Origin of the sequence: Microbacterium testaceum StLB037 (assembly GCF_000202635.1) — a bacterium.
In the GTDB taxonomy this organism is placed as follows: domain Bacteria; phylum Actinomycetota; class Actinomycetes; order Actinomycetales; family Microbacteriaceae; genus Microbacterium; species Microbacterium testaceum_F.
This window is the reverse complement of the sequence record NC_015125.1, coordinates 3,377,747-3,392,593: the sequence shown is the minus strand read 5'-3', so window position 1 is coordinate 3,392,593 and position 14,847 is coordinate 3,377,747. Positions and strand designations below refer to the sequence as shown.

The window sequence follows — 14,847 nt, the reverse complement described above, 5'->3', positions numbered from 1 at the left end:
CGCGACGACGTGGTGCACCTGCCGCTCGTCCTCGACGGAGCGAGCGCGCGGATCGGACCTGCCGTGCATCCGGGGCGCACCGCGTGCTTGTCCTGCCTGGACGCCACGGCGCAGCGCCTCGACGAGTCCTGGCCGCTCCTCGCGGCTCAGCTGCTCGCGCGCCCCTGCACGACGGTCGACGTCGCGCTGGCCGCCGAAGCGGGCCGCGCCGCGCGGCACCTCCTCACCGTGCGGTCCGGCGTCCCGTCCCGCTCGCTCCGCCTGCGCGCCGACTCGATCCGGCGTGTCTGGGAAGACCATCGTCCGAGCGCAGACTGCCGCTGCCGATCTCTCGAAGGAAACGCGACGGCTCCCGATCCGCACGGCCCCGCCCACGCGCCCAGCTCACCGACAGAGAGCGTGCGGCCCTCGTGACGCCGACATACGCGAGCCGACGTTCCTCGTCGACCGCCTCGAAGCTGGTGGCGTACGAGATCGGGAGAAGACCCTCGCTCACCCCGATGAGGAAGACGTGATCCCACTCCAGCCCCTTCGCCGCGTGCAGCGTCGAGAGCGTGACGGTGCGGGTCGCCGGCTCATGCTGATCGCGCGCCCGCGCCTGAAGGTCATCCGTGAACGACCTCAGATCCGTACCGGGAGCAGCCTCTTCGGCGAGCCGGAGGAGGGCCGCGCGAGCCTCCCAGCCGTCGCGAAGCGCGCCGCCCGCTTGCGGCGGTTCGTCCGTGAGCCCGACTCCGCGCAGCACATCGCGCACCGTGGCGAGGAAGCCGGTCTCGACCGGCGCCACCGAGGCCGCACGAAGCGCCATGAGCGCTTGCCGCACCTCCGGAAGGTCGAAGAACTTCCGTCCCCCCAGCACCGTGGCGGCCACCCCCTGCGCCGCGAGCGCATTCAAGACGACCGCGGACTGGGCGTGGGAGCGATACAGGATCGCGATGGACTCGGGATCGGCGCCGTCGGCGATCCTCGCGGCGACATCCGCAGCGACGCCCGAGGCCTCCCCTTCATCGTCGTCGTACGCGCGGACGGCGGGGACCGGGGCATCTCCCTCGTGAGCGGCCACGAGTTCCAGCGCTCCCGCTCGGCCTCGCATGAGGTCGTTGGCGACGGCCAGCACGGCGCCCGTGGAGCGGTAGTTGCGTTCGAGGCGCACGACCCGGGCGTCCTCGTGCGTTCGCTCGAACTCGAGCAGGTAGCGGGCGTCGGCACCGGTGAAGGAGTAGATCGTCTGACTCGCGTCGCCCACGACGCACAGGTCGCGTCGGTCGCCCAACCAGAGTTCGAGGAGGCGGTTCTGCAGCGGCGACACGTCCTGGTACTCGTCCACCGTGAAGTGCCGGTACTGCTCGTGCACGGCGGCGGCCACGCGCGGCTCAGCCTCGATCATCCCCGCGCAGGTGAGGATCACGTCCTCGAAGTCCATCTGCCGTCGCTCGTCCTTGAGCTTCTCGTAGGCGCGCTGGAGATCGACCACCTGATCCACCCGCAGGCGGCCCACGCCCTCCGGCCGCGCGGCGGCGTACTGCTCGATCGAGCGCATGGTCACTTTGCGCCACTCGATCTGCGACGCGACGTCCCGCAGCGTCGCGGTATCGGGAGAGAGCCCGATCCCGTCGGCGGCGTGGGCGAGCATGCGCACCTTGTTGTCGATGATGGACGGCGCCTGGTCGGCGGCCAGCGTCGGCCAGAAGTAGTTCACCTGGGCGAGTGCCGCCGCGTGGAACGTGCGCGCGGAGACACCGCTCACCCCGAGGGCGCGCAGGCGGCCACGCATCTCGCCGGCGGCCTTCGCCGTGAAGGTCACGGCCATCACCCGCTGAGGCGAGTAGGCGCCCGTGTCCACCCCGTGCGCGATGCGCCGTGTGATCACGCGGGTCTTGCCCGTACCGGCCCCCGCGAGGACGCAAACAGGCCCCCGCAGCGCCCGCGCCGCCTCCAGCTGATGGTCGTCGAGTCCCTCCAGCGCATCCGAGGTCACGCCACACCCCCGTACCAGTCGTCGATCAAGCGGCGGGCGATCGACGAGGTGCCGGGGAGCTGCACGGCGTCCTCTCCGCGCAGCGCCGCACCGATCTGCTCCCGGTCGAACCAGCGCACCTCGATGATCTCCTCGCCGTCGGCGCGAACCTCGGCGTCGTCCACCACGCGGGCACGGAAACCCAGCATCAACGATCGGGGGTACGGCCAGACCTGCGAGCCGCGATACTCCACGTCCTGCACACGGACGCCCGCCTCCTCGAAGATCTCGCGCGCGACGGCATCCTCGAGGGACTCCCCCGCTTCCGCGAAGCCGGCAAAACAGGAGTACCGGCCTCCGCCCCACGCCGCGTTCGCTCCGAGCAGGACCCGGTTCGGGTCCGTCGCCGACGAGAGCAGCACGATCACCGCGGGGTCGGTGCGAGGGAAGTGCTCGCGACCGCAGTGCGGACAGTGGCGAGACCATCCCGCGTGGCGCACCTCGGTACGGGTACCGCAGGCCGGACAGAACGGCGCCTCGCGGAGCCAGCCGGCCAAAGCGACAGCCGTGGCGAGAATCTCCGCCTCGTCCGCGGGCAGGTCACCGCCGACGCTCCGAAGCCGCCCCCACGCGACCCCCGAGGGGAGAGCAGGCTCCTCGCCTTCCTCCCCCAGAACGGCGAGGAGAAGGGCAGCGCCATCGATGCTTCGCCCCAGGAAGGCCCACTCGAGCGCTCCATCGACTTCGCTCGCGGGGACCAGCCGCAGCCGCCCGTCTGCGACAGGGGCCGCGTCTGCGCGGATCAGGAGGACGCGAGTGCCGGATACCGCGCGCTCACGCCCAATGAGATCCTCGGCCTCGCGTTCGTCACCGCGCCGATCGAGCGCACCGCCCGGCCATCGCGTGGAAGACGGAGAAGGCATCGAACACCTCTCTCAAGGGCGTGGCGCAAGGGGAACGAGCGAGCACGCGACCTACCCTGGGGGCATGGCCCGCTCGCCCCTCACTCTAGCCGCGTCGGTGACGGCGGCCCTCCCGCGGATCGGCGTGACGCGCGTCGGAGCGCTCACCGAGAACGGCGCGGGTCGCTTCGACTCCGCCATCGTCCACCTCGACGATGGACGCACCGCGGTCGTCCGCCTGCCCTCGTCCGAGGAGTTCGCCTCCGACCTGGCTGCGGAGTCTCGAGCACTGCTCGCCCTCACCCCGGGTGTGCGCGCCCTCCTCCCCTTCGCCGTTCCAGAGGTGCTCGGGGAGAGCGGTTCAGGAACGGACCGGGTCCTGGTGACGACCCATCTCGACGGGTACCGGATCGATCCCGCCCACCTGCCCAAGGGACCGGGCTACGCCCCGGCCATCGGCGGCGCGCTGGCAGCCATCCACGCCCTCCCGGTTTCGATCGTCCGCACCGACGGCCTCCCCGTCCGCTCCCCCGAGCAGGTCAGGGACGACACCGCGCGCCTGCTCGACCGCGCTGACGGTACGGACCGCGTCCCCGACGGCTTGATGCTGCGCTGGCGCCGTGCTCTGCGCGAGGACGAACTCTGGCGCTTCGAATCGGCGGTCGTCCTCGGTGGCGGCACGAGTTCGTCGATCCTCCTCGAGGACGACGATGACGACATCCCCCATGTGACCGGCGTGCTCGATTGGTCGGGCCTCAGCGTCGGCGATCCGGCCGTGGACCTCCGTTGGTTGGCATCCGCTCCGCTCGCCGCGGACGACGTGTTCGACGGCTACACGGCGGCCGGCGATCGTTCCCCGGACGCGCTTCTTCGCGAACGAGCCCGCCTCTACGCGGAACTCGAATTCGCCCGGTGGCTGGTCCACGGGCACGACGCCGGCGACGCGTCGGTCGTCGCGGATGCGGTCGCCCTGCTCGAGGCGCTCGTCGAAGGCGTCCGCGGCGATCACATCGTCGCCGACACCCGCACCGACATCGATGACGCTCTCGCGCTCGTCGAGAAGGTGCCCCCGGCGGTGATCGCCACCGCGGATACGTCGATGCAGACCGACGCCTACGATCCCGAGGCTCTGTCTCTCTACCTCTCCGCCGAGCGGGACCGCGAGGCCGCGGCAGCCGGACTCGCCGCGGCCCTGGCCGACGACGACCTCCCGGGCGCCAACGCCGACACCGGGACGTTCGACTTGCCCCCGGCTCTCAGCGAAGAGCCCGGTCCGACGGCCCCGATCGATCTCGAGGGCTGGACCAGGACAGAGTCGCACTCCGGCGGAGCGGACGCCACGGTCGGCACCGCCCCCGCGGCCGCCGGAGACCCCGCGCACGACGAGGACGACGAGGAAGACGCCGCGCGCGCGAGCCGCGCGGCACTCCGCCGCTGGGGTGTGACAGGCGAGAGCTCCTGACGCCCCGCCGAGGAGTCATCCCCGGATGACCAGCTCGTCCCCGACATAGAACAGCGCCACGTCGATGGACTCCAGCGGCACTCCGTGCTTGGCGTGGTACGCCTCGCGGTACAGCTCGAGCTGCACCATCCGCGAGCGCCGCTCTTCAGCGGTGGCCGGAGGTTTGCCGGTCTTCCAGTCGACGATCTCGTAGCGATCGCCCCGGCGGTAGACGGCATCGAGCTTGCAGATCACGACGTGCTCGCGCCCGTCGAGCCGTCGCGTGACGAAGTCGATCTCGGTCTCCACCTCGATCGGCTGCAGCGCCGCCCACTCGGAGCGCTCGAAACAGTCACGGAGTCGCTGGAGCTCGGCCGCGTCCGCGGCGGAGGCGCCGAAGTCGTCGTCCTCCCACAGACCGCCGTCATCGAGGCCCACTCCCGCGCCGACGAGCCCCGAACGCTGCTCGACCCACGCATGGAACAAGGTTCCCAGCCGCGTCTGCCGATACGGCCGCTCCGGCATCGGACGCCGCACCTCATCGACGGCCGCCCCGTAATCGGCGACGTAGTCCTTGAATCGAGAGGCGGGAATGCGCGTGGGCGCGGGGGCATGGACCGGCTGCAGGCGCGCGGCGCGCTCGGCGAGCAGCAACGCCAGATCGGGGTCGGGCTCCGCCGGAGCTGCGTCCCGCGCCGCGACGACCTCCGCCGCCGCGGCGGTCACGGCCGTCCGGCGGGAACCGAGGGGGTCGAGCGGCCAGTGCAGCAGACGGCGCTCCCCGTCGTAGGGATCCTCCCCCGCCTCTCCGACGACGAGCTCGCTGCCCAGCGCCTCGGCCGCCTCATCGAGGAACACGCTGGGCCGACGGGGCTTCTTCGTGCCCGACCAGGTGGACCCCGAGAGCAGCAGGTGGTCACGGGCGCGGGTGAAAGCGACGTACGCCAGTCGACGGTCCTCGTCGAGCTGACGCGCGCGGTTCGCCACGACGAAGTCGTCGATGGCGGCCTTCAGCTCCTGCTGCGTCTCGGCCCCCCGCCAACCGAGCGTCGGAAGCCAGGCCGCGTCACCGCGGAAGTCGGAGGGCAGGATGCCGAACCCCAGCCACCCCTTCGTGTCACGCGGGAGGGACGGGAGTTCATCCGTCACCAACCGCACGACCGCCACGGCATCCCATTCGAGCCCCTTCGACCCGTGGATCGTCAGGAGCTGGACGACGTCGTCCTCGGGCGGCTCGGTCCGCGGCGCGAACTCGTCCGCTTGTTCCGCGTGATCCAGCCACGCCAGCAGACTCGCGACCGAGCCCGACTCGTCTGCGGCGAGGAATCCGCGGATCTCATCGACGAACGCTCGGAGCTGCGCGGAGGCAATCCGGGCAGGACCCCGCGACTCGTTGGCCGCGAGCTCGATGTCGAGACGCAGCTCGGCTTCGATCAGGCGGATGAGCTCGGGGATGGGCGCGCCGATGCTGCGGCGAAGGCCCGCGAACACGGTCCCGGCCTCCCGCAGACGGGCTCGCCCGGCGGGTGTGATGTCGGCGAGCCACCCATGGTCGTCGTTCTGCCGCGCGAGGAAATCGAGGGCGTCGACGAGCGACGCGCGATCGGCGCCCGGCGTGGCGCGCAGCCGATCGACGACCTCGGCCTCGAGCGGTTGCAGAGCGACGTCGTGGGTCGCGAGACGTCGCGCGAGCTGGGCGAGTGCGCGCAGGTCGGCAAGCCCGACCGCCCACCGCGGTCCCGACAGCAGCCGGATGAGCGCGGACCCGGCCTCCGGGTCGCTGATCACCCGCAGCGCGGACACGACGTCCACGACCTCGGGTGTCGTGAGCAGGCCACCCAGCCCCAGAATGCGGTGAGGGATGCCACGCCGCCCCAGCGCGTCCCCGAAACGCACCATGTGCTTCTTGCTGCGGAAGAGGACGGCACCCGTTGTCGCGCGCCCCTCGGCCTGACGGGCTGCGCGGATACCGGCGAACCACGAAGCGACGCGGTCGGCCTCGGTGTCGAGGTCGCGCTCGAACACGATCTCGACCAGGCCATCGGGCGCACCGGGACGCGAGGTGAGCGCCCCCACGGCGATCGGCGAACGGTCGGCGAGCGGCGCGAGGACGGCGTTGGCCACGTCGAGGACCCGGGCACTGTTGCGCCAGCTGGTCAGGAGCGAGAAGTGTCGGCATCCGCCCTCCGGTGAGAAGGCCGCCGGGAACCCGCCGAGGTTGCCCGCGCTCGCACCGCGCCACGCGTAGATGGCCTGGTGGGGATCGCCCACGGCCATCACGCCCGTGCCTCCGAACAGGGTCGACAGCAGGTCGGTCTGGACGACGGACGTGTCCTGATACTCATCGAGCAGCACGACGCGATATCGCGCGCGCAGCTCGGCCACCACGGCGGGATGCTCGCGGACGATCCGCAGCGCCCCGGCCACCTGATCGGCGAAGTCCATGACGCCGAGCCGGATCTTCTCGCGGTCGTAGGCCGCGGCGAGGGTCGCCAACAGACTGAGCGCGGAGACACGCGCGGCGGCGTCCGCCACGTCCTTGTACACCGTGACCCGCGCGGATGTCGATGGGCGCTCGACGATCCGTCCGAACTCGTCGGGGAAGGCCGCGAGGCGTTCGAGGTCGACGAGGTTGTCGACACCGTCGCGCGCAATCCGCAGCGCCGCGTCGATCAGGGTGCGCGGAGACTCCTGCCGTTCCTCGAGCCGCGGGTCGTCCGAGGCGAAGACCACGCGCCGCATGAGAAGCCACGCCGCGGACTCCGAGAGGATCGCCGACTCGGCGTCGCGCCCGATGCGCAGCCCGTGCTCCCGCACGAGCGAATCGGCGAAGCTGTTGTACGTCGAGACGGTCGGCCGGTGCAGGAGCTGGTCGCCGTCGCTCTCCCCCGTGCCGAGCGTCGCGTACTCGTCGGCGAGAGCGTCGAGCACCGCGCGGCGCGCTGCATCACCGCGCGCTCCCTGTTGCGCCGCGAGTTCGGCGAAGACGCCGAGCCTGCCTGAGGCGTGCAGCTCGGGAAGGAGCGGCAGCAGGCCGCGCGTCTCGAACTCTGAGAGCCGCTGAAGGCGCCGTTGGATACGTTCGGCCAGCTCCCCCGCGGCTTTACGGGTGAAGGTCAGGCCGAGCACCTCGTCGCGGCGCACGATCCCGTTCGCGACGAGCCACACGACACGGCCCGCCATCGTCTCGGTCTTGCCGCTGCCGGCGCCGGCCACGACGAGGGCGGGGGCGAGCGGCGATTCGATCACGGCGGTCTGCTCGGGCGTGGGCGGGAACTGGCCGAGCGCGGCGGCGATCGTCGCCGCGGAGAGCGTCGAGGTCATGAGGCACTCACCGGCGCAACCGTGTGGATGCGGCAGAGTCCGTACGAGAACTCGTCGCGGCAGTGCACCTCGTAGGGCGCGGCGAAGCTCCCCCCGCGCATCACGCCGACCGCTCGTTGGACGCGCTCGACGAACGCATCGCGTGCCTCCCCGTCGAAGGGAGGCTGCAGCGGCTCGGCGTAGTCCTTGGTCGCCGCCGTCGGGCGGAGCACGAGCAGCTTGGCGCCGCCGGGGGCCAGACCCTCGGTGTTCTCGATCGCGCCCGACGCGAAGGCCAGCTGGTACGCGGCCAGCTGCGGATTGTCGGCGACCTTGGCATCCGTCTGCGGTTCGTTCTTCCCGGTCTTGAGGTCGACGATCACGACTCGGCCCGACGGCGTCAGTTCGACGCGGTCGATGTCACCGCTCACGACGGCGCCGTGCTCACCCGCGTCGTCGACGGGAATGGGAACCTCGAAATGCCGTTCCGCACCGATCAGGCGGCCCCCCGCGTCGTCGAAACGCCGCAGATAGGTCGCGAGACGCCGAACGAGGTCCCGGGCGCGCGTACGCTCCGCGCGCTCCCGCCACGCGGCGTCGAAGACGAGCTCGCCCCACCGCTCCTCGACCACGGCCCACAGATCGTCCTCCGACGCCGAAGCCGCAGTCTCGAGGGCCGCGTGGATGATCGTTCCGATCCCCGCCGTCGTGCCGCTGCGGTCGCCGCCGAGGTCGGCGATGACCCAGTTCAGCTCGCACTCCTCGAGGGCATGCAGACGAGACGGCGATACCCGCACGTCTTCTTTCGCCAGGTCGCGCAACGGCGCCGTCGAGCTGGGAGCGGCGACCCCGTACCACTGCTCCGGCGCCGCTCCCGCGACACCCGCGGTCGCCAGCAGCGCGAGCTGCCCCGCGGCGTGCCGTCGGTCCGGAGCGGGGACGCGGGGAACCGTCAGCGTGCGCCGGTGCCGCGCCACGAGCCCGCGCAGCGAGAGCGGATGCTCGGGAATCGCGGATGCCGCCTCCGGAGTGGGGAGCATCTCGAACAGCACGCTCGGCCCGGTGTCGTCGTCGTCGACCGCGGTCACGATCAGCCGCTCCCCGGCACGCGATATCGCTCGGACGAACAAACGGAGTTCGTCGTGCATCGCCGCGCGTCGACGATCGAGCATGCCCGCGGCGGGGAGGTCGGGGAACTGCACCGCGTCGGCGAGGCGCCAGGTCTCGAGCAGTCCCCCGCGCAGGCGGGTGTTGGGCCAGACCCCGTCCTGCACGCCCGCGACGATGACGGTGTCGAAAGCGGTACCCGCGGCCGCCGCGGGAGTCAACACGCGCACGGCGTCGACCACCGCCGGCTGCTCGATGCGGTCCTCGGCGACATCGCTGTCGAGGATCGCGCGGAGGAAGACCGCGGCCTCGCCGTCAGGCTCGCGCTCCGTGAAGCGCTTGGCCGCTTGAAACAGGGCCACGATCGCGTCGAGATCGCGATTCGCCTGCTCGGCGAGCGGCCCGTGGCCGCGTGAGGCCTCGCGCCACGACCGGGAGAGTCCGCTTCGCTCCCACGCGGTCCACAACAACTCGTGCGCCGTCGCGTGCTGCTCCGCCTGCGCGCGAAGCGCCGCCAGCGTCTCACCGAGCCGAGCGGCTCGTCGCGCTTCCCGCGAGTCGATCGTCGCGAACTCGAGCGGATGCCGAAGCCCCGAGGCCAGAACCTCACCCGCCGACCGCGTTCCGCCCTCACGCATCTCCTCGTGCCGCAGGACCGTACGAAGCCGCCGGAGCTCGATCGGATCGAGCCCGCCGAAGGTTCCGAGAAGCGCGTCGGTGACGGACTCCGGAGTCCACTCCGAGGGGTCGGTGGCTCCGAGCTCGACCAAGGCCACGAGGTCGCGCACGGGCCGCTGGGCACCGAGCGCGACGCCCGGGCCGCTGGAGCGCGCCGGCACTTCGCGGGCCGCCAGCTCCGCCTCGAGAGCCGCGACCTGTCGCGAATCGTGCGCGATCACGGCGCACTGCCCCCACGCGATGCCGTCGAGCACGTGACGTTCACGGAGCAGGCGGGCGATCGCGTCGGCCTCCTCCGCCGGCGACCGCAGGAGAAAGGTGCGCACGGAGCCCGTCGACGCGGCCCCCTCGGGCGCTCGTCGGTGCGCCACGACTCCCGCGGCACCGACGCGTGCGGCAACCGAACGCACGAGGTCGGCCTGCTCCGGCGTCCCGCGGTGCACTCTGCGCAGGGCCGCGAGATCCCCCAGCTCCCGGGCGAGCCGGGCGAAGTTCTCGGGAGTCGCGCCGCGGAACGCGCCCGAGCCGACGTCGGGATCGCCGAACGCGACCACGCCGATCCCGAGCGTTCGACACGCCCGCAGCAGATCGACGCCGCCGCTCGTGAGTTCCTGCGCATCGTCGACGAGGATGCACCGCAGTGCCGCGAACCGGCCGAGCACATCCCTGTCGCGCAGAGCATCGTCCAGGATGCCGACGGCCTCCCGCGCGAGGTCCGCGGCATCCCGATGGGCACCGCGCATCCGTCGGCGAATGTGCCGATACTCGCGCGTGAAGGAGGCCAATGACTCCCACACCTCCACCCCGTGCTGCGACGCCAGGGCGGACAGATCATCGGGGCTGAGCCCGAGGTTGGTGCACTCCGCGAGGAACGCGCGCAGATCGCCGCGGAATCCACGAGTGGCCCGGATGGAGGGGCCGAGCCACTCGGGCCACCGCGAGATCCCTTCGCTCTCATCGGCGGCGTCGCCGTCGAGGAGGTCTTTCACGATCTGATCTTCGTCACCGCCCGTCAGCAGCTGCGGAGGCTCATTGCCCCGACGCACCTCCGCCCCGCGCACGAGCTGGAAGGCGAAGGAGGCGAGCGATCGCGCCAGGGCGCCCGAGGTCGCTCGTCCCACCGCGAGGGCGAGCGGGTCGCGCAGCGCCGTCGCCCCCGGCCGCGTCGGCGTGAGGACGAGGATGTCGTCGGGATCCACCCCGGACTCGACGAGCCGACGCACCCGGGCGACGAGCGTCGACGTCTTCCCGGACCCGGGGGCCCCGACGACCACCCCGCTGCGTTCGGGAGCCCAGGCGACGACCTGTCGTTGATGCGGGTCGAGCAGGGCTTCCCCGGTCGCGGGACCCGCAACGGCCGCGCCGAGAACGGGCTGCGGGGCGTCACGATCGAGCATGTCCTCCACGCTAGCCGGGGCCACCGACACCGGCCGCGCGACCGAACCGCGCGCTCCCCGACAGGCGGCCTCCGCGCCCGTCGCTCCCCGCGGCGTTCGCCATCCGCGAAGCGGCCCGCCACGCGCGACGTCGTGTCGGAGGGCTGCCCTAGAGTCGAAGAGCGCACCGGGCCGACCGCGACCCGGGCGGAAAGGACGCATCGTGGAGATCCGCATCGGCATCACCAACACCGGCCGCGAACTGAGCTTCGAGACCAACGAGAGCTCCGATGTCGTGAAGTCGTCGGTCGTCACCGCCCTCGACAGCTCCGCGAGCCACGTCACCTTCACCGACGTCAAGGGCAACTCCTACATCGTGCCCACCGCGAACCTCGCGTTCGTCGAGCTCGGCACCGAAGAGTCCCGTCGCGTGGGCTTCGTCGCCTGACTCTCACCCGCGCATGGAGATCCTGCTCGGCCTGATCGTCGGAGCCGTCATCGGGCTCGGCATCCATTTCGCGCTGCCGCACCGAGGCGAACGGGGCGTCGCCCTCGCCCCGTTCGCCGGAGCGGCGGCATCCGCCGTCTCGTGGACCGCGCTCACCTGGGCGGGGCTCACGGTCGCGTCGCCGCTGCTGTGGCTGGTCGCGATCGCCGCGCCCGCCCTCACGACACTGGTGCTCATTCCGCTGCTGTCGCGGACGCGCGTCCGTCGGGACGCCACTGACCGCGCCCACCTGGGCATCTGACGGGCTCCCCCGCGACGCCGGGGCACGATCGGCCTCAGCGCGTCAGGCTGCCAACCCCATGGCATCCATTCTTCGCGCGTGCGCGCCCATGAGTTCGGTGAAGACGGGCTCCACCTTGGCTTCTTCGGCACGATCGAGTCTCGGATGCCGCAGCGCCGCCCGCGCGACGAGGAGCGTGTCACCCACCAGGCGCCGACCCCACAGCGCGAGCAGCCACCGCCACTCCTCGTCGCTCGCGATGGTCGCCCCGAGGATGTCGACGATCGCTTGGCGATCGTCGTCCGCCTTCAGGATGCGCGCGACGCGACGCCCGGTGTCGCCGTAGCTCGAGGACAGGGCGAGGTAGAAATCGTCGAGCATGCCCGCGGTGATATGAACCGAGAGCATGGTCTCCTGCGGGCGCACGCCGTGCGTGGCGCGGCGGAAGGCGTCGAGCGACTCCCGGAACGGCAGCATGAGCTGCGTCGGGTCGGCGCCCCGCTCCCGGATGAGTCCCACCAGCTCCTGGTGCTTGATGAGAGCCGCCCCCGCCGCGCGCGAGAGCGACTCCTTCTCCGCCAGTTCCGGCGTCAGGGCGATCAGCTCGCTGAGGGTCTCGAAGAACCCCAGCTGCAGGTAGGCGGCCTGCCCGAGGAAGGTCTCGATGTCGGGAGCGAGTTCCGCGAAGTCCACGCGCAGGGCCTCGCCCAGGTCTCCGCGCGAACGCAACTGCAGCGTCCGACCGACCGGGCGCTGACGACGACGGAACCACTCGAACACGCCTACAGCCTAGGCGTCGGGGGCACGCGAAACACTGTTGGGTAGAGTGGACACGCCCCGGCGATGGATCGGGGCCCCGCGCCTGTGGACGAGTGGAGGGCGTGGATCCGACTCCCCAGGCGGTTTCTCACCGCCGGAACAGGCACGCTCATGACGACATTCGCCGAACTCGGCGTCGATCAGGACATCGTCGATGCCCTGGCATCCAAGGGCATCGTGGATGCCTTCCCGATCCAGGAGCAGACGATCCCCCTCGGCCTTCCGGGCCAGGACATCATCGGCCAGGCCAAGACCGGTACCGGCAAGACCTTCGGCTTCGGCATCCCCGTGGTCCAGCGTCTCGGCCTGAACCCCGAACCGGGCGTGAAGGCGCTGATCGTCGTTCCCACGCGCGAGCTCGCCGTCCAGGTCTACGAGGATATGGACATGCTGACCTCCAACCGCCCCACCAGCGTCGTCGCGATCTACGGCGGCAAGGCGTACGAGGGCCAGATCGACCAGCTCAAGGCCGGCGCGCAGATCGTCGTCGGAACGCCCGGTCGCCTCATCGACCTCGCCAACCAGCGTCTGCTCGACCTGTCCAACGCGACCGAGGTCGTGCTCGATGAGGCCGACAAGATGCTCGACCTGGGCTTCCTCGCCGACATCGAGAAGATCTTCTCCAAGGTGCCGCCGGTGCGTCACACGCAGCTGTTCTCGGCCACCATGCCCGGACCCATCGTCGCGCTCGCGCGCCGGTTCATGTCGAACCCGATCCACATGCGCGCCAACGACCCCGACGAGGGTCTCACGCAGGCGAACATCAAGCACCTCGTCTACCGCGCGCACTCGCTCGACAAGGACGAGGTCATCGCCCGCATCCTGCAGTCCGAGGGTCGCGAGAAGGCCGTCATCTTCACCCGCACCAAGCGCGCCGCGCAGAAGCTCGTCGACGAGCTCGGCGACCGCGGCTTCAACGCCGCCGCCGTCCACGGCGACATGAGCCAGGAAGCGCGCGAACGCTCGATGGCCGCGTTCAAGGCCGGCAAGAAGGACGTCCTGATCGCCACCGACGTCGCCGCCCGCGGCATCGACGTCAACGACGTCACCCACGTCATCAACCACACGATCCCCGACGACGAGAAGACCTACCTGCACCGCGCGGGCCGCACCGGCCGCGCCGGCAAGACCGGGATCGCCGTGACGTTCGTCGACTGGGACGACCTGCACAAGTGGGCCCTCATCAACCGCGCCCTCGAGTTCGGTCAGCCCGAGCCCACCGAGACCTATTCGTCGAGCCCTCACCTCTACACCGACCTCGACATCCCCGAGGGCACGAAGGGTCGTCTCGTGACCGCCCCGAAGGCCGTCGCACCCAAGGTCGAGAAGAAGACCGAGACCCCGGATGCCGAGGGCGAACGCGCTCCGCGCCGTCGCCGCCGTCGCGGCGGCTCCTCGTCCGGCGAGGCATCCGGCGACAGCACCCCTCGCACCGAGGACGGGGCCGGAACGCACGACGGCGCCGGCAAGGAGCACCACGACGGCAACGCGGCTCCGCGCCGACGCCGCCGTCGCCGCAGCGGCGGCAGCTCGGGCGCCCCGTCGGCTCCCGTCGCCTGACGCGAAGACCTCACCGGCGCCGGTTCCCACGCGGGACCGGCGCCGTTCGCGTTCGCGGATCGGACCATCCGGCCCGGGGAAGGTTACGGGAAGACCGGGTCCGTCCCGTGCCCGAGCGCGAAGATCCGCGCGACCATGTCGTCGGCCGTCGTGTTCTCCCCGGGGACGTTCGGTTTGCCCAGACCGTGATAGTCGCTCGACCCCGTGACGATGAGGTCGCGCTCGCGGGCGAGACCGGCGAGCAGCGCGGTCGGCTCGGGGAGGTTCTCCCGATGCCCGAGTTCGAATCCCGCGAGACCGGCGTCGAGCATGGCCGCGGTGACGCTGTCGGGCAGCAGCGCCCGACCCGCCGGGTGCGCGACGATCGGCACGCCACCGGCCCCGACGACGAGTTCGACGGCGGTCACCGGATCCGGCGCGTACAGGGCGACGTAGTAGTCGTTCGAGGGGTGCAGAATGCTCGCGAACGCCTCGGTCCGGTCAGCGACGATGCCCCGCGCGACGAGCGCGTCGGCGATGTGCGGACGGCCGACCGTCGCGCCGTCGGTCGTCTGCGCGACGATGTCGTCCCACGCGATGTCGTAGTCGCGCGAGATCCGTTCCGCCATGATCTGGGCCCGGTCGAGCCGCGACGAGCGGATGCGATCCGTCATGGCCCGCAGGCCCGCATCGTCCGGGTCGATGAGATAGGCGAGAACGTGCACGCTTCTCCACCGGTGCCGCGCCGACAGTTCCATCCCCGGTACGAAGGTCATACCCAGCGAGGTCGCGGCCTCGGCCGCCTCCGCCCACCCCGAGGTCGTGTCGTGATCGGTGAGCGCGGCGGTGCGCAGACCATGACTATGGGCGGCAGCCATGACCAGTGCCGGCGCCTCCGTCCCGTCGGAGTGCGTGGAGTGGAGATGCAGGTCGCTGGGACCCTCGAATCGCCGATCTTGCTCCACCCATCGAGCCTAGCGCGGGTCGCGGTCGCCGG

Annotated in this window: 10 protein-coding genes; 4 read left to right on the top strand and 6 right to left on the bottom strand. The window is 71.4% G+C overall.

What is annotated here, in order from left to right; translation table 11 throughout:
* Positions 1-223 precede the first annotated feature (223 nt).
* Entirely contained in the window at positions 224-1,978 is a 1,755-nt protein-coding gene (locus MTES_RS15410) for an ATP-dependent helicase (protein ID WP_013586209.1), read from the bottom strand.
* Positions 1,975-2,880 (bottom strand): NAD(+) diphosphatase, encoded by a 906-nt coding sequence (nudC, locus tag MTES_RS15405; protein ID WP_013586208.1) that lies wholly within the window; start codon positions 2,878-2,880, stop codon positions 1,975-1,977. Before nudC ends, MTES_RS15410 begins: the two co-directional genes overlap by 4 nt.
* A 64-nt stretch (positions 2,881-2,944) precedes the next feature.
* On the opposite strand from nudC, the gene MTES_RS15400 reads away from it, so the two are divergent.
* Entirely contained in the window at positions 2,945-4,321 is a 1,377-nt protein-coding gene (locus MTES_RS15400) for a phosphotransferase (RefSeq protein ID WP_013586207.1), read from the top strand.
* Positions 4,322-4,336: 15 nt separating this feature from the next.
* On the opposite strand, the gene MTES_RS15395 is transcribed toward MTES_RS15400, so the two are convergent.
* Positions 4,337-7,624: an ATP-dependent DNA helicase gene (locus tag MTES_RS15395; protein WP_013586206.1), complete on the bottom strand. Its 3,288-nt coding sequence runs from the start codon at positions 7,622-7,624 to the stop codon at positions 4,337-4,339.
* Entirely contained in the window at positions 7,621-10,785 is a 3,165-nt protein-coding gene (locus MTES_RS15390; protein WP_080575440.1) for an ATP-dependent helicase, read from the bottom strand. Before MTES_RS15390 ends, MTES_RS15395 begins: the two co-directional genes overlap by 4 nt.
* 202 nt (positions 10,786-10,987) lie before the next feature.
* Between MTES_RS15390 and MTES_RS15385 the strand changes: the two genes are divergently transcribed.
* Both MTES_RS15385 and MTES_RS15380 read left to right on the top strand, forming a co-directional pair.
* Complete coding sequence (locus MTES_RS15385) at positions 10,988-11,212, top strand: DUF3107 domain-containing protein (protein ID WP_013586204.1); 225 nt, start codon at positions 10,988-10,990, stop codon at positions 11,210-11,212.
* 13 nt (positions 11,213-11,225) lie between these two features.
* Positions 11,226-11,513, top strand: coding sequence for a hypothetical protein (locus tag MTES_RS15380; protein ID WP_013586203.1), 288 nt, complete (start codon positions 11,226-11,228; stop codon positions 11,511-11,513).
* Positions 11,514-11,555: 42 nt separating this feature from the next.
* On the opposite strand, the gene MTES_RS15375 is transcribed toward MTES_RS15380, so the two are convergent.
* Positions 11,556-12,272 carry a ferritin-like fold-containing protein gene (locus MTES_RS15375; protein ID WP_013586202.1) on the bottom strand — a complete coding sequence of 239 codons (717 nt, stop codon included), beginning with the start codon at positions 12,270-12,272 and terminating at the stop codon, positions 11,556-11,558.
* Between the two features lie 150 nt (positions 12,273-12,422).
* Here MTES_RS15375 and MTES_RS15370 point away from each other — a divergent pair, with 150 nt between their 5' ends.
* The gene (locus MTES_RS15370) at positions 12,423-13,871 is read left to right on the top strand and encodes a DEAD/DEAH box helicase (protein WP_013586201.1); all 1,449 of its coding nucleotides are present in this window, start codon (positions 12,423-12,425) and stop codon (positions 13,869-13,871) included.
* Between the two features lie 83 nt (positions 13,872-13,954).
* Here MTES_RS15370 and MTES_RS15365 read toward each other — a convergent pair whose 3' ends face one another.
* The gene (locus tag MTES_RS15365) at positions 13,955-14,815 is read right to left on the bottom strand and encodes a PHP domain-containing protein (protein WP_013586200.1); all 861 of its coding nucleotides are present in this window, start codon (positions 14,813-14,815) and stop codon (positions 13,955-13,957) included.
* Positions 14,816-14,847 lie beyond the last annotated feature (32 nt).

Bases quoted from the DNA above. Each gene is read 5' to 3' on its own strand.
- MTES_RS15370 (WP_013586201.1), top strand. From the start codon at position 12,423: ATGACGACATTCGCCGAACTCGGCGTCGATCAGGACATCGTCGATGCC.
- MTES_RS15390 (WP_080575440.1), bottom strand. From the start codon at position 10,785: ATGCTCGATCGTGACGCCCCGCAGCCCGTTCTCGGCGCGGCCGTTGCG.
- MTES_RS15395 (WP_013586206.1), bottom strand. From the start codon at position 7,624: ATGACCTCGACGCTCTCCGCGGCGACGATCGCCGCCGCGCTCGGCCAG.
- MTES_RS15380 (WP_013586203.1), top strand. From the start codon at position 11,226: ATGGAGATCCTGCTCGGCCTGATCGTCGGAGCCGTCATCGGGCTCGGC.
- nudC (WP_013586208.1), bottom strand. From the start codon at position 2,880: ATGCCTTCTCCGTCTTCCACGCGATGGCCGGGCGGTGCGCTCGATCGG.
- MTES_RS15400 (WP_013586207.1), top strand. From the start codon at position 2,945: ATGGCCCGCTCGCCCCTCACTCTAGCCGCGTCGGTGACGGCGGCCCTC.